Source organism: Nonomuraea sp. NPDC002799, assembly GCF_053592075.1.
The window spans coordinates 136,646-156,009 of sequence record NZ_JBSFVA010000003.1; the positions used below are offsets into that span (position 1 = coordinate 136,646).

General features: G+C 68.9%; 17 protein-coding genes. 8 read left to right on the forward strand and 9 right to left on the reverse strand.

The genetic code is table 11. The annotated features are described in order from the left end of the window. Nucleotides 1–84 precede the first annotated feature (84 nt). Complete coding sequence (locus tag ACWD0F_RS07375; protein WP_449873069.1) at nucleotides 85–906, forward strand: SDR family NAD(P)-dependent oxidoreductase; 822 nt, start codon at nucleotides 85–87, stop codon at nucleotides 904–906. On the opposite strand, the gene coaE is transcribed toward ACWD0F_RS07375, so the two are convergent. The 6 genes from coaE to polA all read right to left on the reverse strand — a co-directional run bounded on the left by coaE (nucleotide 903) and on the right by polA (nucleotide 9,480). Then, nucleotides 903–1,505 carry a dephospho-CoA kinase gene (gene coaE, locus ACWD0F_RS07380; protein WP_449873070.1) on the reverse strand — a complete coding sequence of 201 codons (603 nt, stop codon included), beginning with the start codon at nucleotides 1,503–1,505 and terminating at the stop codon, nucleotides 903–905. The genes ACWD0F_RS07375 and coaE overlap by 4 nt on opposite strands. 129 nt (nucleotides 1,506–1,634) lie before the next feature. Further along, entirely contained in the window at nucleotides 1,635–2,090 is a 456-nt protein-coding gene (locus tag ACWD0F_RS07385) for a GNAT family N-acetyltransferase (RefSeq protein WP_449873560.1), read from the reverse strand. A 26-nt stretch (nucleotides 2,091–2,116) separates the two neighbouring features. Continuing rightward, nucleotides 2,117–3,637, reverse strand: a complete 1,521-nt coding sequence (locus ACWD0F_RS07390; protein ID WP_449873071.1) for an alpha/beta hydrolase — start codon at nucleotides 3,635–3,637, stop codon at nucleotides 2,117–2,119. Nucleotides 3,638–3,935: 298 nt separating this feature from the next. Then, nucleotides 3,936–5,420, reverse strand: coding sequence for a 30S ribosomal protein S1 (gene rpsA, locus ACWD0F_RS07395; RefSeq protein WP_449873072.1), 1,485 nt, complete (start codon nucleotides 5,418–5,420; stop codon nucleotides 3,936–3,938). Between the two features lie 190 nt (nucleotides 5,421–5,610). Beyond that, entirely contained in the window at nucleotides 5,611–6,717 is a 1,107-nt protein-coding gene (locus ACWD0F_RS07400) for a polysaccharide deacetylase family protein (RefSeq protein WP_449873073.1), read from the reverse strand. A gap of 72 nt (nucleotides 6,718–6,789) precedes the next feature. Then, complete coding sequence (gene polA, locus ACWD0F_RS07405) at nucleotides 6,790–9,480, reverse strand: DNA polymerase I (RefSeq protein WP_449873074.1); 2,691 nt, start codon at nucleotides 9,478–9,480, stop codon at nucleotides 6,790–6,792. Between the two features lie 104 nt (nucleotides 9,481–9,584). Here polA and ACWD0F_RS07410 point away from each other — a divergent pair, with 104 nt between their 5' ends. The 6 genes from ACWD0F_RS07410 to ACWD0F_RS07435 all read left to right on the forward strand — a co-directional run bounded on the left by ACWD0F_RS07410 (nucleotide 9,585) and on the right by ACWD0F_RS07435 (nucleotide 14,850). Then, nucleotides 9,585–9,956 carry a PaaI family thioesterase gene (locus ACWD0F_RS07410; protein ID WP_449873562.1) on the forward strand — a complete coding sequence of 124 codons (372 nt, stop codon included), beginning with the start codon at nucleotides 9,585–9,587 and terminating at the stop codon, nucleotides 9,954–9,956. Nucleotides 9,957–10,482: 526 nt separating this feature from the next. Then, a complete protein-coding gene (locus ACWD0F_RS07415; RefSeq protein WP_449873075.1) occupies nucleotides 10,483–11,646 on the forward strand; it encodes an ABC transporter permease subunit in 1,164 nt (387 codons plus the stop codon). Nucleotides 11,647–11,662: 16 nt separating this feature from the next. After that, the gene (locus ACWD0F_RS07420) at nucleotides 11,663–12,661 is read left to right on the forward strand and encodes a branched-chain amino acid ABC transporter permease (protein ID WP_449873076.1); all 999 of its coding nucleotides are present in this window, start codon (nucleotides 11,663–11,665) and stop codon (nucleotides 12,659–12,661) included. After that, nucleotides 12,651–13,589 carry an ABC transporter ATP-binding protein gene (locus ACWD0F_RS07425; protein ID WP_449873077.1) on the forward strand — a complete coding sequence of 313 codons (939 nt, stop codon included), beginning with the start codon at nucleotides 12,651–12,653 and terminating at the stop codon, nucleotides 13,587–13,589. Before ACWD0F_RS07420 ends, ACWD0F_RS07425 begins: the two co-directional genes overlap by 11 nt. Then, a complete protein-coding gene (locus tag ACWD0F_RS07430) occupies nucleotides 13,586–14,371 on the forward strand; it encodes an ABC transporter ATP-binding protein (RefSeq protein WP_449873078.1) in 786 nt (261 codons plus the stop codon). Before ACWD0F_RS07425 ends, ACWD0F_RS07430 begins: the two co-directional genes overlap by 4 nt. Before the next feature lie 77 nt (nucleotides 14,372–14,448). Further along, nucleotides 14,449–14,850, forward strand: a complete 402-nt coding sequence (locus ACWD0F_RS07435) for a hypothetical protein (protein WP_449873079.1) — start codon at nucleotides 14,449–14,451, stop codon at nucleotides 14,848–14,850. A 66-nt stretch (nucleotides 14,851–14,916) separates the two neighbouring features. Here the strand turns inward: ACWD0F_RS07435 and ACWD0F_RS07440 are convergent, their stop codons facing one another. Continuing rightward, a complete protein-coding gene (locus ACWD0F_RS07440) occupies nucleotides 14,917–16,212 on the reverse strand; it encodes an ABC transporter substrate-binding protein (RefSeq protein ID WP_449873080.1) in 1,296 nt (431 codons plus the stop codon). Nucleotides 16,213–16,400: 188 nt separating this feature from the next. Between ACWD0F_RS07440 and ACWD0F_RS07445 the strand changes: the two genes are divergently transcribed. Continuing rightward, nucleotides 16,401–17,255, forward strand: coding sequence for a hypothetical protein (locus tag ACWD0F_RS07445; protein ID WP_449873081.1), 855 nt, complete (start codon nucleotides 16,401–16,403; stop codon nucleotides 17,253–17,255). Between the two features lie 55 nt (nucleotides 17,256–17,310). Here the strand turns inward: ACWD0F_RS07445 and ACWD0F_RS07450 are convergent, their stop codons facing one another. Together ACWD0F_RS07450 and ACWD0F_RS07455 are read right to left on the reverse strand one after the other, a co-directional pair. Then, nucleotides 17,311–18,603 carry an ABC transporter substrate-binding protein gene (locus ACWD0F_RS07450; protein ID WP_449873082.1) on the reverse strand — a complete coding sequence of 431 codons (1,293 nt, stop codon included), beginning with the start codon at nucleotides 18,601–18,603 and terminating at the stop codon, nucleotides 17,311–17,313. Between the two features lie 156 nt (nucleotides 18,604–18,759). Next, a complete protein-coding gene (locus ACWD0F_RS07455; RefSeq protein WP_449873083.1) occupies nucleotides 18,760–19,344 on the reverse strand; it encodes an ANTAR domain-containing response regulator in 585 nt (194 codons plus the stop codon). Between the last annotated feature and the right edge of the window lie 20 nt (nucleotides 19,345–19,364).

The window sequence follows — 19,364 nt, forward strand, 5'->3', positions numbered from 1 at the left end:
TCCGTAGTCATCGACCGTTGACATTGTACGCAGGAGTCATGCTAGGTTCCTCAAGTCAGCGTTCGATGACTTGAGGGATGAAATATGCGGACATATGTCGTGGCGGGCGGCTCCACCGGCATGGGCAACGGGCTGGCGCGGCACTTCCTGCGCCGGGGCGACCAGGTCACCATCATCGGCAGCGACCCGGCGAAGGGCCGGCGCTTCCTCGACGAGGCCGCCACCCTGGGGGCCGGCGACCGCGCCGCGTACATCCAGGCCGACCTCACCTCCGTGACGGCGAACCGGCGCGTGATCGAGGAGGTCAAGGCCCGCCACTCGGCACTCGACGGCCTGATCCTCACCGCGATGCGGCACTTCGGCCGGCGCGTGGAGACGCCCGACGGCTTCGAGGGCACCTTCGCCCTCTACTACGTCAGCCGCTTCCTGCTCAGCTACGGCCTGACGGAGCTGCTGGAGAAGGGCGAGCGCCCGATCATCGTGAACGTCTGCGGCGTCAGCGCCACCAAGGGCGCGATCCACTGGGACGACCTGTCGCTGGAGCACGGCTTCGGCAGCGTCAAGGCCATGCTGCAGGGCGGGCGCGCCACCGACCTCCTCGGCGTCGCGTACGCCGCCAACCACCCGGACGGGCGCACGCAGTATCTCCTGCACCACCCCGGCTTCACCGACAGCGGGGCGGACACCCTCGGCCAGCCCGCCAAGACGATCGTCAAGCTGCTCGCCAAGGTCGCCGCCAAGCCCGTCGAGAAGAGCATCCAGCCGATCATCGAGCTCATGGACGATCCGCCCGCCGGGCGCCTGCTCGCCTACGACCGGCGCACCCCGGTCGCGCCGGCGCTGCCGACGCTCGACCCGGACAACGCCCGCCGCCTGTACGAGCGGACGCGCCACCTGCTCGGCTAGCCGCGGGCCGCCCGCCGCAGCAGTTCGTCCCAGACCTCGTCCGCCCGTGCGTCGAGCTCCTCCAGGGTGCCCTCGTTGGGGATCACGACGTCGGCCACCGCGAGGCGGTCGGCCCTGCTCGCCTGCGCGGCGATGCGGGCCCTGGCGTCGGCCTCCGGCATCCCCCGGTGCTCGGCGAGGCGCTTGATGCGCACGTCGTCGGCGGCGTCCACGACGATGACCAGCTCGTACATCGGGGCCAGCTTGTTCTCCGCCAGCAGTGGCACGTCGTAGACCACGATCGCGTCACCGGGCGCCCGCGACTGAAGCTCCGCGACGCGCTCCCCCACGAGCGGATGGACGATCGCGTTGAGCGCCGCCAGCTTCTCGGAGTCGGCGAAGACGATGGAGCCGAGCCGCTCCCTGTCGAGTGAGCCGTCGGGGCGGAGCACCTCCTCCCCGAACACGGCCACGACCCTGGCCAGACCGGCCGTGCCGGGCTCGACCACCTCCCGCGCGATCCGGTCCGCGTCGATCACCACGGCGCCTCTGGCCGCCAGCCGCTTGGACACCTCGCTCTTGCCGGATCCGATCCCACCGGTGAGCCCAATCATCAGCACCGCAGCAGCCTATCCACCATCGCGGCCGGCCGCTGCTGGGCGGAATGTCGGCGAGCTCCCGATCGCCGCGACGCACCCTTACCGACGAGCGTTCGGAGGGGCCACGCCGTGATCATCCCCGAGGCCGGGTCACTCTGGCGGCTGCCTGCGCAGATGCACCATCGTCAGATGGTCGTCCATCCGCTCGCGATGGGTCTCCCGATAGCCCAGGCGGCGGTAGAGCTTGAGGTTGGGGGCCGACAGGTGCCCCGTGAACAGGTCGAACACCGTCGCCTCCGGCACCGCCTCGTGCAGGGCGGTCAGCAGCGCGGTCCCGAGCCCGCGTCCCTGGTGGTCGGGCGCGACGGCGAGCCGGCCGACCAGGCAGGTCGTCCCGGACACCCGGCCGCGCACCACGCCGACGATCCGGCCGCCGTCGAGCGCCTTGAGCACCACGGCGTCTTCGATGACCTTCCTGACCTGCTCCAGCGACTCCACGAGCGGCGGGATGAACGGGTCGCCGTAAAGCTGGGCCTCGCTCACGTACGCCGCCCGCTGCACGGTGAGGATCTCCCCCGCGTCCGCCGCCACCGCCCGTTCGATCACCACCCGCAGCACTCTAGTCCTTCGCGTCATCCGCCCGGCGTGAGCTCCGCCGGGCAGGTGCCGCCCTTGTCCGGGAGCGTGCCGTTGACCAGGTACTCGTGCACCCGCGTCCGCAGGCACGTCGCCCGCAGCTTGCCCGCCCCCTGCAGCAGGTAGGCGCCGTGCCCGTCGCCGTGCCACAACAGCGCCGCGCCGGGGATCCGCGCGGCCACGTTCGCCGCTCCGGCGGCGGGGGCGTGGGTGTCGAGCCGCCCGATCCCGATCAGGACCGGCCGCCGGGACGTCGTGCTCAGCGGGCGAGGCGGCCAGCTCGGGCCCCGCCCCGCCGCCCCGAGGCAGCGGGCGACCTCGTAGCGGCCGGCCAGCCAGCCCACCCGGGGCGCCACGGCGCGCAGCCTCGCCTCCATCGCGAGGAAGCGCCGGTAGCGGGGCACGGCGGGCACGAAGTCGTGGCACAGCAGCACGCCCGCCACCGTCCCCGGCGCGGCCGGCCGGGCCGGGGCGGCCATCGCGGCCAGCGCGCCGGCGTCGCCGTTCCTGGCCGCCGCCAGGGCCTGGGCCAGCTCAGGCCAGCGCTGCGGGGCCAGCCCGGCGGTGACGGCGGCCACCAGCCGCCGGGCGTCGGCGCCGCGGCCGGGGCCGGCGGCCAGCGGCGCCCGCGCGAGCAGGTCGTCGAACACCGAGACCGCGTCGGCGTCCAGCGGGCAGCCCAGGCGGTAGCGGCACCAGTCGCGGAAGGAGAAGAGTTGCCGCTCCACCGCCCGCGCCCTGGCGATCATGCGCCGTCCCAGGCCGGCCTCGGTGTGGTCGGGCACGCCCTCCAGGTACATCCGCTCGACCCGGCGCGGGAACACCTCCAGATACGCCTGCCCGTACACGGCCCCGTAGGAGTTGCCGAAATACCGCAACCGGGGCTCGCCGAGAGCGGCGCGCAGGGCGTCGAGGTCGTGGGCGACCTGCCAGGACGTGAGCCCGGCGTGGGCGGGCCCGGCGGCGATGCGGCAACTGCGGTCGTAGGCGGCGTTGTCGCGGGCGTAGGCGCGCCACGCGGCCCGTCCAGGGGTGAGCTGGAGGCGCAGGGCGTCGGGCTTGGGCACGGAGCAGCGCACCATGGCCGCGCTCCCCTGGTCGCCGAGCCCGCGCGGCTCGGCCAGCACCACGTCGAACCAGCGCGTCAGCTCGCTCACCATGTCGGGCCTGGCTCGGACGTCCTGGATGGTGGGCCCGTGTCCGGTGTTCACGACCAGGGGGCCGAGGCTCCTGCCGGGGTCCTGCGCGGGCATCCGGGCCAGGTCGATCTGGGTACGGGGGCCGTGCGGCCTGGCCCAGTCGACCGGCACGGACAGCTTGGCGCACTGCAGGCGGTCACCGCAGTCCCGCCAGGCGAGCACCCGCTGCGCCCGGTATTCCGGCCCGGGAGTCTCCACCACACCGGCGCCACTCGCCGCGCTCCAGGCATTCGCCCTGTCGGCGCCGACCGGTGAAGCCAGGACGACAGCGGTGGCGGCCCCCAGGCCGGCCGTCACCCGCACCGTCCGCTGAACCATGCCCATGGCGATCGCCCCCGGGGTTAGGCGTCAAAAGCGCAGGTCAAAGTCTCCCAGCGCAGACAGCCACCACGCCGGGCGGTTGCCGATCCCCTAGGTAAAATCTCCGGGCCGCCCGGTGGACCATCCGGAAGAATGCGCGGATACCCGCCACCAGCGGTCCCGGCGCCGCCCCTGGCCACCAGGTGGCCGGGCAAGCGGAAGGCCCCGCACGGAGATCCGTGCGGGGCCTTCCCCAACGCTATGCCTCAGACATCAGCACGCGATGTCTCAGACGTCAGCCGAGAGCCTGACGGCCTCAGCTCTGTCCACCCGCGAGCTTCTCGCGCAGAGCCGCGAGCGCCTCGTCAGAGGCGAGCGCGCCGCTGGCCGGAGCCGACGACGAGGAGCTGCCGGACGGAGCCGCCGTCTCACCGCTGTAGGACGAGGGAGCCGCTTCGCCGGCCTCGGCCTCGGCCTTGCGGGCCTCCTCGATCTGCTTGCGGTGCGCGTCGAAGCGGGTCTGAGCCTCGGCGTACTGCCGCTCCCACTCCTCACGCTGCTTGTCGAAGCCGTCGAGCCACTCCCCGGTCTCGGAGTCGAAGCCTTCGGGGTAGATGTAGTTGCCCTGGTCGTCGTAGGTCGCCGCCATGCCGTAGAGGGTCGGGTCGAATTCGACCTCGGTCCCGACACCCTCGTTGGCCTGCTTCAGCGAGAGGCTGATGCGGCGACGGTCGAGGTCGATGTCGATGATCTTCACGAAGATCTCGTCGCCGACCTGGACGACCTGCTCCGGGATCTCCACGTGGCGCTCGGCCAGCTCGGAGATGTGGACCAGGCCCTCGATGCCCTCCTCGACCCGGACGAACGCGCCGAACGGCACCAGCTTGGTGACGCGGCCCGGAACGACCTGACCGATCTGGTGGGTGCGGGCGAACTGCTGCCACGGGTCTTCCTGCGTGGCCTTGAGCGACAGGGAGACGCGCTCGCGCTCCATGTCGACGTCGAGGACCTCGACCGTGACCTCCTGGCCGACCTCGACCACCTCGGACGGGTGATCGATGTGCTTCCAGGACAGCTCGGACACGTGGACCAGACCGTCGACGCCGCCGAGATCCACGAACGCACCGAAGTTGACGATCGAGGACACGACGCCCTTGCGGACCTGGCCCTTCTGGAGGGTGTTGAGGAACGTCTGGCGAACCTCCGACTGCGTCTGCTCAAGCCAGGCACGGCGCGACAGGACCACGTTGTTGCGGTTCTTGTCGAGCTCGATGATCTTCGCCTCGAGCTCACGGCCGACGTACGGCTGCAGATCGCGGACACGGCGCATCTCGACCAAGGACGCCGGGAGGAAGCCACGGAGGCCGATGTCGAGGATGAGTCCACCCTTGACGACCTCGATGACCGTGCCGGTGACGATGCCGTCCTCGTCCTTGATCTTCTCGATCGTGCCCCAGGCGCGCTCGTACTGAGCGCGCTTCTTGGACAGGATCAGGCGGCCTTCTTTGTCCTCCTTCTGGAGAACCAGGGCCTCGACGTGCTCGCCGACCTCCACAACGTCAGCAGGGTCGACATCGTGCTTGATCGAGAGCTCACGCGAGGGAATGACGCCCTCGGTCTTGTAGCCGATGTCGAGAAGAACCTCGTCTCGATCGACCTTGACGACGGTGCCCTCGACGATGTCGCCGTCGTTGAAGTACTTGATGGTCAGATCGATCGCTGCGAGGAATTCTTCCTCGGACCCGATGTCGTTGACCGCTACCTGCGGGGTGCTCGAGGTGGCCTCAGTGCTGGACGTCATGTGTGGAATTGCTCCGAACGCGGACAGATGTCGATGTGGCGATGCGCGGCAGGCCCTCTTCCGCATCAAGCCGAGCTATTACGACATCGACGTGACCGAGCGCGAGCCCGCTCCGTCTGAGGCGCGCGCGAGCCCACAGCGCAGCGATCAGCATATGAGACCATCGCCCTGAGGTCAATCCGGGGAGGAGTCAGTAGGCGATGACCTGGGGCCCTCGCTTGGCGACGATATTACCGCGAAGTTTCTCCGGGATGGAGATCCGCTGGGGATCGCCGTCCGAGACATAGCGCTCACCAGGGTGCTTGTTCAGCCACTCCAGCCAGTACTGCGAGCACCACTTGCGGCACTCGCCCTTCTTGCCGTTGCTCTGGATCCGCTGGATCGCGCCCCGGTCGAAATTTTTCGCGTAGGGCGAAAGCGACGGCTCCGCCCCGGCGAGGAAGACGCCCGCGAAATCGTAGCCCGTCCCGTCCCAGGAGCCCTTCCTGGCCGCCTTCTTGGTCCGGGGCATCGAGCCGTAGGGCAATGCCATGGTCATGGACTGCGGCGCGCCGAGTTTTTTGAGCAGGCGCTCGATCCGCACGATCTGCTCGCCGACCTTCTTCTTCTTGAGCAGGCGCAGGTTCGGGTGCCGCCAGGTGTGGTTGGCCACCTCATAGCCGTGATCGACCAGCCACCGCACGGCGACCGTCTGGGACTCCCGGTCCAGCAGCCCGAACGGCTCCCTGTTGATCCAGAACGTGGCGACCGGCCGGAACGACGGGTGCGCCGCCGCCACCTCCTGGATGACGCCCACGGCCGTGCCGGGCTTGGGATTGCCGCTCCCGTCCAGCGCGAAGTGGCTCGGGTGCCCGTCGTCGAACGTCAGCACCACGGGGAACTTCCCGGCCGGCACCCGGATGTCGCCGGTCGCGAACTCCCGGGCGGTGATCGGCACGTAACCCTGCTCGGCCAGCTTCACGAGCTCCTTCTTGAGCTGGCCGGGCGTGCGGTCGAGCGAGGCCAGCCGCTTGTCCAGGATCCGGTGGTACATCAGGACCGGCACCAGCCCCGCCTCGTTGGCGTGCACCTGGCGCGCGAACTCGGGCGTGGCGACCACTCCGGGCGGTTCGCCCACCGGGGCCGGGCTCGGCGGCGGCGCGCCGTCCTGGACCTTGGCCGCCGCGTCCGGTTCGGTGTCCGGGTCGGTGTGCGGCCGGGGCTCGGACGGCACGAGGCTCAGCCCGATGATGGCGATCGTGACCACCACCACGTTCGCGATGCCGATGATCCGCGTGAGAGACGCTGATATCCGCACAGAACTCCCGGCCGCTCGGTGAGACGTAAGCGTTCAGGGTAGTCCAGAACCACCCAGAAGCGGCCCGGGAGGTCAGTGGCCGGCGTCCTCCCAGGTGCGTCCCACGCCCACGGAGACCTCCAGCGGGACCCGGAGACGGTAGGCGGCGTTCATCTGGTCGCGGACGAGCTGGGTGAGCCGCTCCAGCTCGCCCTGGGCCACCTCGAAGACCAGCTCGTCGTGCACCTGCAGCAACATCCTGGAGGCCAGCCCCTCCTCCAGGACGGCCTGGCGGACGTTGAGCATGGCGACCTTGATGATGTCGGCGGCCGAGCCCTGGATCGGGGCGTTGAGCGCCATCCGCTCGGCCATCTCGCGACGCTGCCGGTTGTCGCTGGTCAGGTCGGGCAGGTAGCGGCGGCGGCCCATGATCGTCTCGGTGTAGCCGTCGGTGCGGGCCTGGGCCACGATGGCCTGCAGGAAGTCGCGCACGCCGCCGAACTCCTGGAAGTATTCCTCCTTCAGCGCCCGCGCCTCGGCCACCGCGATGTTGAGCTGCCCGGACAGGCCGAAGTCGGACAGGCCGTAGGCCAGGCCGTAGTTCATCGCCTTGATCCGGGCGCGCAGCTCGCCGTCGATCTGCTCGGGCGGCAGGTCGAACACCCTGGCCGCGGTGGCCTGGTGGAAGTCGTGGCCCGACTCGAACGCCTCGATCAGCGACTCGTCGCCCGACAGGTGGGCCATGATGCGCAGCTCGATCTGGCTGTAGTCGGCCGTCAGGAGCGTCTCGTAGCCCTCGCCGACCACGAAGCCCTGCCGGATGCGGCGGCCCTCGGCGGTGCGGATCGGGATGTTCTGCAGGTTGGGCTTCTCCGACGACAGGCGGCCCGTGGCGGCGATGATCTGGTTGAACGTGGTGTGGATGCGGCCGTCGTCGGCGATCTCCTTGATCAGCCCCTCGACCGTGGTGCGCAGCTTCTGCTGGTCGCGGTGGCGCAGCATGATCGTCGGCAGCTCGTGCTCGGTCTGGGTGGCGAGCCAGGCGAGCTGGTCGGCGTCGGTGCTGTAGCCGGTCTTGATCTTCTTCGTCTTGGGGAGGCTGAGCCGGGTGAAGAGGATCTCCTGGAGCTGCTTGGGCGAGCCGAGGTTGAACTGCTCCCCCACCGACCGGTGCGCCTCCTCCACGGCCTGCTTGACGGCGGCCGCGAACTCGGTCTCCAGGCCCGTGAAGTAGGCGCCGTCGACGGCGATGCCGGCGCGCTCCATGTCGGCCAGGACGGCCAGCAGCGGCAGCTCGACGTCGGCCAGGAGCTGGGTGCCGCCGCGGCCGGCCAGGAAGACCTCCAGGGAGTCGGCCAGCTCGCGCACGGCGTGGGCGCGCAGGCCGAGGTCCTTGGCCGGGGCGTCCTCGTCGTCGCCGAACAGCGCGGCCTGGCCGCTGGACTCCTCCTCGGCGCGCAGGTCGCGGTTGAGATAGCGCCTGGCGAGGTCCTCCAGGGCGAACGTGCGCTGCCCCGGCATCGCCAGGTAGGCCGCGAGCGCGGTGTCGCAGCTCAGGCCGCGCAGCTCCATGCCCTGCGCCCACAGGGCCAGGATGGGCCCCTTGGCGTCGTGGACGGCCTTGGGCCTGGTGTCGTCGCCCAGCCAGGCCCGCAGGGCCGTCTCGTCGGCCTCGGTGAGCTTGACGGGGTCGATGTAGGCCGCCGTGCCGTCGGGCGAGGCGACGGCGATGCCGTCGATGCGCCCGGTGCCGCTGCCGTAGGCGCCCTTGAAGGCGAGCCCGGCGCGGCCGCCCGGCAGCGCGTCCAGCCAGCCCGCGACCCGGTCGGGGCCGAGCAGCACGGTCTCGACCTCGAAGCCCTGCTCGGGCTCCTGCTCGCCGGTGCCGAGCACCTTGAACACCCGCTCGCGCAGCTCGCCGCGGATCTGCAGGGTGTCGAACAGCTTGTTGATCTCCTCGCGCTCCCAGACGCCCTGCTGGAGATCGGCGAGCTCGGCCTCGAGCGGGACGTCGCGGAGCAGCTCGGTGAGCCGGCGGTTGAGCAGCACCTGGGCGACGTGCTCGCGCAGCTTGTCGCCGACCTTGCCCTTGACCTCGTCGACCCGGTCGATGAGCGCGGTCAGCGAGCCGAACTCGCGCACCCACTTGGCGGCGGTCTTCTCCCCCACGCCGGGGATGCTCAGCAGGTTGTCGCTGGGGTCGCCGCGCAGGGCGGCGAAGTCAGGATATTGGACCGGGGTGAGGCCGTATTTCTCCACGACCGCCTCAGGCGTGAACCTCGTCATGTCGCTGATGCCGCGCCTGGTCATCAGAACGGTGACGTTGCCGTCGACGAGCTGCAGCGCGTCGCGGTCGCCGGTGACGATCAGGACGCTCATGCCCGCGGCGGACGCGCGGGTGGCGAGGGTGGCGATGAGGTCGTCGGCCTCGAAGCCCGCCTTGGACAGGTGCGGGACGCGCAGCGTGTCGAGCAGCTCGTAGATGAGCTGCATCTGACCGCGGAAGTCCTCCGGCGTCTCGCTCCTGGTGGCCTTGTAGTCGGAGTATTCCTCGTGGCGGAACGTCGGCTCCGACCTGTCGAAGGCCACCGCCACGTGGGTAGGCTGCTCATCGCGCAGAATGTTGGTCAGCATCGAGGTGAACCCGTAGACCGCCTCGGTGTGCTGACCGTCGGTGGTCATGAGGTTGGCGTCTTTTAGCGCGTAGAACGCGCGATAGGCCAGCGAATGCCCGTCAAGCAGCAAGAGACAGGGGCGGCTGGGGGTCACTTCACTCTTCGGCACGTACGCAGCCTAGTCTGCGTCTGCGACAGAAAACCTGAGCTCGGAAGAGTGGAGGCGTCCCTTTGACGCAGACCAACCCCTTGGACCTCTCGGTGTACAGCGGCATGCATGAGGGCACGCTCGCCGATCGGATGGGCATCGAATTCCTCGAGGCCGGACCCGAGCGGGTGGTGGGCCGGATGCCGGTGGAGGGCAACACGCAGCCGTACGGACTGCTGCACGGCGGCGCGTCGGTGGTGCTGGCCGAGACGCTCGGCTCGGTGGGAGCGGCCATCCACGCGGGGCCCGAGCGCATCGCCGTGGGCATCGAGATCAACGCCACCCATCACCGCTCCGCGACGTCCGGCCACGTCACGGGCGTGGCGACCAGGCTGCACGGCGGCCGGACGCTGGCGACGTACGAGATCGAGATCTCCGACGAGGAGGGACGGCGCGTCTGCACCTCCCGTCTCACCTGCCTGCTGCGCGACCGCTGACCCGGCGGTCACTTCGTTCGACCCTTTGCGCGAGGCCCCCGTGGGTCGCTACGGTTGTCCGACCGCGAGCCCGCGGGGAGGCCCGGTAGATAACGTGTTCGGCCGAGAATGCCGTTCATGGCCCCAAAGGCCATCTCCGCGGGTTCGTCCACCCTTTCCTGTGATCGTTATCGATTCGTCGTTCCATAACGCCAGGCGTCTCTTGCGATTTAGCCCCTGACCTGGCGTCTTGTTTCCTCACATCAGTGACACACACATGTCACTAATTGGTGACGAACGATACTGAACCGGGCGTCTGCGGAATAAGCTCCCGCCACAGCATCCCAGTGTGCCTGCGATGCGCGCGTGTCGAGATGGAGGGGCACCACCCCGCCTTGACCTACTTGAGGGAGCACCATTGCGCAGAGCCGTGATCGCGTTCACGGCCTTCCTGGGTGGACTCATCTTCCTGCTCGCCGGACCCGCTCACGCGGGACCCGCCGATTGCCAGGGTCTGAGGGGAACACTCAAACTCCAAGGCCAGCCAGTGAACGGCGCGAAGATCGTCGTGACCACCGAAGGCGGACAACCCGTCAAGGAAGTCACCACCAACGCACAAGGCACGTGGGACGTCCAGGTCGACAAGCCGGGCAAGTACAAAGTCACCTTGGACGCCGGCACGCTCCCGCAGAACGCCGAGGTACGCGGCGGCAACCTGGTCCGCACGCCGACCGTCTATGAGGGCAACTGCTCCGCGGTGCTGTACGCGCTGCAGTCCAAGGGCGTCCCGGGCCAGCCGCAGCCGGGGGAGGGCGGCGGCGAGAGCTCGTTCTGGACGCGGGCCGCGCAGCTCACGTTCGAGGGACTCAACCTGGGGCTGATCATCGCCCTGGCCGCGCTCGGTCTGTCGCTCATCTACGGCACGACCGGCCTGACCAACTTCGCCCACGGTGAGCTGGTCACGCTCGGCGCCATCCTCGCCTACGCCTGCAACGTCGGCTTCGGGCTCCATCTGATACCCGCGGCGGTGATCGCGGTGATCGTGGCGGGCGCCCTGGGCTACTTCCAGGACCGCCTGTTCTGGGGTCAGTTGCGCAGGCGCGGCACCGGCACCATCGCCATGATGATCATCTCCATCGGCGTGGCGCTCTTCCTGCGCTACGTGTTCCTGATCTTCTTCGGCGGTGAGAACGAGTCCTTCGCGCAGTACACCGCGCAACCGGGCATCGAGGTCGGGCCGATCTCCGCGGCGCCGAAGAACTTCGTCGCCATGGGCATCGAGCTGACCGTCCTGATCATCGTCGGCTTCGCGCTGCTGCGCACCCGCACCGGTAAGGCGGCCCGCGCCGTGTCCGACAACCCGGCGCTCGCGGCCTCCTCCGGGATCAACGTCGACCGGGTCATCCGGATCATCTGGACCCTGGGCGGCGCCATCGCCGCGCTGGCCGGCATCATGCTCGGACTGTCGCAGAACCTGAAGTTCACCATGGGCCAGGACATCCTGCTGCTGATCTTCGCCGGCGTGACGCTCGGCGGCCTCGGCACCGCGTTCGGCGCGCTGGTCGGCTCCCTCGTCGTGGGCCTGTTCATCCAGGTCTCGACGTTGTGGGTGCCACCGGAGCTCAAGAGCGTCGGGGCCTTGGCCGTGCTCATCATCGTGCTCCTCGTCCGGCCACAGGGCATCCTGGGCCGCCGCGAGCGGGTCGGCTGATCGGGGGAGGATCACCATGGACTGGATCACGATCATCAGCACCACCCTCAAGGCGGCCATCGGCGTCGAGACGGTGCTGTACGGACTCGCCGCGATCGGCATCAACATCCACTTCGGCTACACCGGCCTGCTCAACTTCGGTCAGGCCGCATTCATGGGCGTGGCCGGTTACGGCCTGGCCACCACCATCACCGTCCTCGGCCTGCCGTTCTGGCTGGGCATCATCGTCGGCCTGGCGGCCGCGGTGCTCCTCGCGCTCCTGATGGGCATACCGACGCTGCAGTTGCGCGCCGACTACCTGGCCATCGTCACCATCGCGGTGGCCGAGATCATCAGGCTCGTCTTCCGCTCGGTGACGTTCAAGGAGGTCTTCGGCGGCTCCGACGGGCAGCGCGGCTTCTCCGACGGCTTCTACGCGCTCAACCCCTTCCCCGAAGGCGACTACGGCTTCAACCTCGGCCCGGTGCCGTTCTTCTTCGGCTACCGCACGCTCTGGGTGCTCGTCGTCGGGTGGCTGCTGATCGCGCTGTGCTGCTTCATCGTCTACCTGCTGATGAAGAGCCCGTGGGGCCGGGTGCTCAAGGCCATCCGCGAGGACGAGGACGCCGTGCGCAGCCTCGGCAAGAACGTCTTCTCGTACAAGATGCAGTCGCTCATCCTGGGCGGCGTCATCGGCTCTCTCGGCGGTTTCGTCTACGGCCTGGCCTACGGCTCGGTGCAGCCCGACATCTTCGGCACCGAGACGACCTTCTACATCTACACGATGGTCATCCTCGGCGGCGCGGCCCGCGTGCTCGGCCCGGTCGTCGGCTCGATGCTCTTCTGGGTGCTGCTGGTCCTCGTCTACAACGTGCTCACTGAGGCGGTCGCCGCCGGGTACATCACCTTCATGAGCACCAACCAGGTCGGCGCCTTCCGCTACATCGTCGTCGGTCTCGGCCTCATCCTGTTGCTCGTCTTCCGGCCACAGGGCATCTTCGGCGATAAGAGGGAGATAGCGATCGATGCACGCTGAAACGACGACGAACGATCGCAAGAGCGCCGCCCTGGCCGCGTTCAAGGACCTGGCCCGGGACCCCGGCGTGCCCAAGCCGGACCCGATCCTGGTGGTGGACAACGTGGTGCGCCGCTTCGGCGGCCTGACCGCCGTCGAGGTGGGCCACATCGAGGTCCAGCGCGGCTCGATCACCGCGCTGATCGGCCCCAACGGGGCGGGCAAGACCACGTTCTTCAACCAGCTCACCGGCTTCGACACCGCCGACTCCGGCTCGTGGACGTTCAACGGGCGTTCCATGAACGGCGTGCCCGCCCACAAGGTGGCGCGCTCGGGCATGGTGCGCACCTTCCAGCTCACCAAGGCGCTGTCGCGCCTGACGGTGCTGGAGAACATGCGCCTGGGCGCCCAGCGGCAGAAGGGCGAGACCTTCTGGCGGGCCCTGCTGCCGAGCCTGTGGCGCGGCCAGGAGGACGAGATCACGGCGCGGGCCGAGGTGCTGCTGGAGCGCTTCAAACTCGACACCAAACGCGACGACTTCGCCGGATCGCTCTCCGGCGGCCAGCGCAAGCTGCTGGAGATGGCCCGCGCGCTCATGGTCGACCCCGAGCTGGTCATGCTCGACGAGCCGATGGCGGGCGTGAACCCCGCGCTGACGCAGTCGCTGCTCGGCCACGTCAAGGATCTGCGTGAGCAGGGCATGACGGTGCTGTTCGTGGAGCATGACATGGACATGGTCCGCGACATCAGCGACTGGGTGATCGTCATGGCCCAGGGCGCGGTCATCGCCGAGGGGCCGCCCGGATCGATCATGTCGGACGAACGGGTGATCGACGCCTACCTGGGCGCCCACCACGACGCGCCGCTGTCCGAGGGCGAGCTGGAGGCCCAGCTCCACGAGGCCGAGGCTGCGCTAGAGGCCGAGATCGAGGAGGAGACGCAGAAGTGAACGCGGTCCCAGAGTCGAAACAGGCCGTCACCGACCGCAGCGCGCACCTGGCAGGCGCCGAGAACGCCGTGCTCCGCTGCGACGAGCTGATCGCCGGCTACCTGCCGGGCGTCAACATCCTCAACGGCTCCGACCTCTACGTCGGGGAAGGCGAGCTGATCGGCATCATCGGCCCCAACGGCGCCGGCAAGTCGACCCTGCTCAAGGCCATGTTCGGGCTGGTCAACATCCGCAGCGGCACGGTGCTGCTCAAGGGCGAGAACATCACGAACATGAAGGCGCACTCGCTGGTCTCGCGCGGCGTCGGTTACGTCCCGCAGACCAACAACGTCTTCCCCAGCCTCACCATCGAGGAGAACCTCGAGATGGGCGCCTTCCAGGTGCCGGGGAAGTTCAAGGAGCGCTTCGAGTTCGTCGCCGAGTTGTTCCCCGCGCTCAAGGAGCGGCGCAAGCAGCGCGCCGGCTCGCTGTCCGGCGGTGAGCGGCAGATGGTGGCGATGGCCAGGGCCCTCATGACCGAGCCCTCGGTGCTGCTGCTCGACGAGCCGTCCGCGGGTCTGTCGCCCAAGCTGCAGGACCTGGTGTTCATCCAGGCCCAGCAGATCAACAAGGCGGGCGTGACGGTCATCATGGTGGAGCAGAACGCGCGGCGCTGCCTGCAGATCTGCCACCGCGGCTACGTGCTCGACCAGGGCCGCAACGCCTACACCGGCACCGGCAAGCAGCTCGCCGACGACCCCAAGGTCATCGAGCTCTACCTCGGGACGCTGGCCAAGGCGTAAACGAGATCACCGCGGAGAAGGGGCTCCCGCGGGGCCCCTTCTCCATTTTTAATGGGGCGATGTTTTCAATGGGCGATGTGAAACGTCTGACCGCGCTCGCGTTCATGATCCCCCTCCTGCTCGCCGGCTGCCAGGACGACGCGTCCCCGGCCCAGAAGTACAGCACCGGAGGCGATCCCGGCGACAGCCCGTGCGCCCGCGTGGTCTCCGCCATCGGCTACGCCGGCCTGATGTTGCGGCCGAAGGGCGAGGAGGACCGCCAGCACTTCGAGGACGCCCTGACAGGCCGCCTGGCGGAGGTACGCGGGATCACGCTGCAGTTCGGCGGCCGGCTGCCCAGCGGGCTCCAGGGAGCCGTGCAGACCGTCATGACGACCACCGAGGGGCTGTCCAGGAACGACGTGCCGAGAGATCGGGCGGTGTCGCTGCTGAAGCGGTACCGCGTGGCCGCCGACGAGGTCGTGGCCGGCTGCCGATGACGCGAAAGGGCCCGGCCTGAGGCGGCCGGGCCCTTTCTCATGCGTTGCTCACGCGGGCGTGAGGTCCTAGCCGGCGATGTTGCCGGTGCGGTACTCGAGCGCCTTGGTGGCGTACTTGTTGTCGTCGCCGTACTGGTAGATGCCGATGGTGGCGACGGCCGGGTCACCGGCCTCGTTGAACTCGACCGGGCCGCTGACGCCCTCGTAGTCGATGTCGGTGCCGGCCTTCAGCAGGTCGACGCACTCCTTGAAGCTCTTGCACTTCGTGCCGCCCTTGCTGACCTCGGCCAGCTTGGGTGCGATGTCGACGCCCGCGTCGCTCTTGGCCGCCTCGGCCGCCAGCGCGATCAGGTTGGCGGCGTCGTAGGACTCGGGGGCGTAGCTGAAGTCCTTGAGGTCCGCGTTCACCTCGATGAGCTTCTTCTGGAACTCCTCCGGAGCCGCGGCGCCGGGGATCGTGCCCTTGACGCCGTCGAGCGTGCCCTTGGGCATCTTCAGGTAGTTGGTGTTCGACGTGTTGCCGTCCACCATGTACCACTTGTGCTTGTCGGCGGGCAGGCCCTGCTTGACGAGCTCCTGGACGACCTTGGCGGTCTCGTCGAAGCCGATCAGGACGATGCCCTTCGGGCTCTTCGCCTTGAGCTTGGCGACGTCGGCGGAGAAGTCGGCCGCCTTCGGGTCGTAGTCGACGCGCTCGACCACTTCGGCGCCGCCGTCGGTGACGGTCTTCTGCACCTGGTCGGCCAGGCCGGTGCCGTAGGAGTCCTGCATGGCCAGGATGCCGACGGTGTCGTTGCCGTCGGCCACGATGAGGTCACCGAGCACGCGGCCCTGCAGCTTGTCCGGCGGCGAGGTGCGGAAGTAGAGCCCCTTGTCGTTGATCGTGGTGAACTTGTCGGAGGTGTTGGCCGGCGAGAAGTGGATGACCCCCGCGCCCGTGATCTTGTCGATCACCGACTCCGAGACCGAGGAGGACGCGGCGCCGATGATGGCGTCGGCCTTCTGGGCCAGGAGCTTGTCGACCGACTGCGAGGCGATGTTGGTCGTCGTGTCGCCCGAGTCCGTGTCGAACTTCTGCACGGGCTTGCCGAGCACCCCTCCGGCCTCGTTGATCTCCTTGAGGGCGAGGTCGACTCCCGCGAACTCGGGCGGGCCCAGGAAGGCCAGCGATCCGGTCTGGGGCAGCAGCGTTCCTAGTGTGAGCGTTCCGTCGCCCTTGGTGGCGGGGGCCGCCGAGGATGCCGCGGCCGATGGCGAGGTCTGCGTGGCGGTGTTGCTGTCGCCTCCGCCACAGGCTGTCAGGGCCAGGCTGGTGGCAGCCACGACAGCCAGCGCTCGCCCAACGGGAGCAATGCGGATCATGAAGTGTCTCCTTCATTTCCAAGCCGGGAGCCGTCAGCACGGCCGAGCGTTCCCGATCGAATGACGGAAACGTACAAAACCCCTGCTCGCTACGACAGGTGCAGCGAGGAACTGTCGGCACTTGGATGCGGAGTCGTAATCAGTCCTCAACTTACGAGAGCCGCCTTACCACGCTTAATGTGCGACAGGTGAAGCGCATTACGCCGCCGCTCGTCGTGATGATCCTCCTCACCGCCTGCGGCTCGTCAGAGCGGCCGCCGCCCTCCGCCGGCCCGGTCTCCGCCGATCCGCCCGCCGGCGTGTCCGTCTCCCTGGCCCAATGGCGCTCCGACGAACCCGTGCACGCGATGCAGGTGGCCGTCCGAAACACCGGCGAAACGCCGGTGTATTTCGCCGATGTGCAACTCGTCACACCCTCGTTCAGTACGCTGCCGCCGCAAAGGTCCGATTCCACCATCAAGAAGACGGAGCGTACGGACCTGCCGATCCCCTTCGGCGCCGCCAACTGCTCGCCCCAGGGCCTGCCCGAGGTGCGGCCGGCCACCGTCGTCGCCCACGTCAGCACCGGTGCGGAGCCGTTGCGCAAGGTGGTGTTCAAGGTGCCGCACCCCGATCCGCTGCTGACCAGGCTGCTGCGCGACGAGTGCTCCGAGTTCCTGATCAAGCAGGCGGCGAGCATCGAGTTCGGGCCGCGGTGGGAGCGGTCGGGCGAGGCCATGAAGGGCGACCTGGTGATCACCCGGCGCGGCACGGGGGCCGTCACGCTCAACGACATGGACGGCACCACGCACTACATCGTCACCCCGGAGCGGCGGCCCCTGGGCGAGCTGAAGGACGGACGGCAGCGGCTGGAGGTGCCGATCGCGCTCACCCCCGGCCGCTGCGACCCGCACGCCTTCGCCGAGGCCAAGAAGGCGTTCCTGTTCCCGGTGCGGGCGAGCCTCGACGGGGGCGAGGAGCGAGTCGTCATCGTGGTGCCGCCCAAGCCGCTGCAGGATCGCCTCATCGCCTACGCGCTGAAGGTGTGCGGCCTGGGCGGATGAGCACGCCACCGGCCCGCTGAGAGCCGCTGAGAGCCGCTGAGGAGGGCTCAGCGGCTCAGCCGGCGATGTTGCCGCGGCGATACTCGATGGCCTTGGCCGCGTCGAACTTGTTGTTCGCCCCGTACTGGTAGACCCCGATCGTCGCCACCGAAGGATCGCCCACGTCGTTGAAGTCCACCGGGCCGCTGACGCCGTCGTAGTCGATGTCCTCGCCGGCCTTCAGCAGATCGGCGCACTGCTTGAAGGCGGTGCACTTGGTGCCGGTCTTGCTCACGTCCACCAGGTTCGCCGCGATCGCCACGCCCGAGTCGCCCCGGCCCGCCGTGGCCGCCAGCGCGATCAGCGTCACCGCGTCGTACGACTCCGCGGCGTAGGTGAACTCGCTCAGGTCGTCCTTCAGGCCCAGCAGCCGCTTCTGGAACTCCTGCGGAGCCTCCGCCCCGGGAACCGTGCCCTTGACGTCCTTGAGCGTGCCCCTCGGCGCCTTGACGAAGTTGGTGTTCGACATGTTGCCGTCCACCATGTACCACTGGTGCTTGTCCGCCGTCAGGCCCTGCTTGACCAGCTCGTTGACGACCTTCGCCGTCTCCTGGAAGCCGATCAGCACGATGCCCTTGGGCTTCTTCTGCTTGATCTTGGCGACGTCGGCGGAGAAGTCGGCCGCCTTCGGGTCGTAGTCGACCCGCTCCACGACCGTGGCGCCCCCCGCCTCCGCCGTCTCGACCACCTGGTCGGCCAGGCCGGTGCCGTAAGAGTCCTGCATCGCCAGGATCCCGATGGTGTCGTTGCCGTCGGCGACCACCAGATCACCCAGGACGCGGCCCTGGAGCTTGTCCGGCGGCGCCGTACGGAAGTAGAGGCCCTTGTCGTTGATCGTGGTGAACGCGTCAGAGGTGTTGGCCGGCGAGAACTGCACCACACCGGCGCCCGTGACCTTGTCGATGATCGACTCCGACACCGACGAGGACGCGGCGCCGACGATCGCGTCGGCCTTCTGGGCCAGCAGCTTGTCGACCGACTGCGAGGCGATGTTCGTGGTCGAGTCGCCCGAGTCCGTGTCGAACTTCCGCACGGGCTTGCCGAGCACCCCTCCGGCCTCGTTGATCTCCTTGAGCGCCAGGTCGGCACCCGTGAACATGGGCGGCCCCAGATACGCGAGCGAGCCCGTCTGCGGCAGCACCGTGCCGATGGCCAGAGTGCCGTCCCCCTGCCCCGCCGGAGCGGAGGAGGACGAGATCGAGGCGGATCCTGCGGCGTCGGGGGCGGCGGTCGTGCCCCCGGTCGAACATGCCGCCAGCGCCAGGCCCGCCACGATGGCGACGACGGGCGCGCGGGAAATGCGGATCATCGAAAGCGTCTCCGTTCGCGATGAGCGGACCTTCCGTCCATACGCCCATCAGTTATGCGCCGGTACGCCGCTCTCGTAAGCATCCGAAGCCGGTTGGATGCCTACTCGTGACCACACCACAACCCACCGCACCAAAGAACCTGATATGTGCCGCTTTCAGCCCCGGTCGGCCGCGTCGTCTATAACGATCTGAGCAACCTCACGCATGCTCAGCCGCCGGTCCATCGACGCTTTCTGGATCCACCGGAACGCCTGCGGCTCGCTCCAGCCGTGCTGCGTCATGAGCCGCCCCTTGGCGCGCTCCACCAGCTTCCTGGTCTCCAGCCGCTCCGACAGGCTCGACACCTCGGCGGCCAGCGCCACCATCTCCTCGTGCCTGCTGACCGCCATCTCGATCGCCGGCACCAGATCCGCCTTCGTGAACGGCTTGACCAGGTAGGCCATCGCCCCCGCGTCCCTGGCCCGCTCCACCAGGTCGCGCTGGGAGAAGGCGGTCAGGATCAGGCACGGGGCGATCCGCTCGGCCACGATCCGCTCGGCCGCGGAGATGCCGTCGAGCACGGGCATCTTCACGTCCAGGATGACAAGATCGGGCCTGTGTTCGGCGGCCAGCCGGATCGCCTGCTCGCCGTCACCGGCCTCGCCGACGACGATGTAGCCGTCCTCCTGGAGCATCTCCTTGAGGTCAAGGCGGATCAAGGCCTCGTCTTCCGCGATCACTACTCGCCGCTGCGTACTCACGAGCAGAAGAGTACAGACGT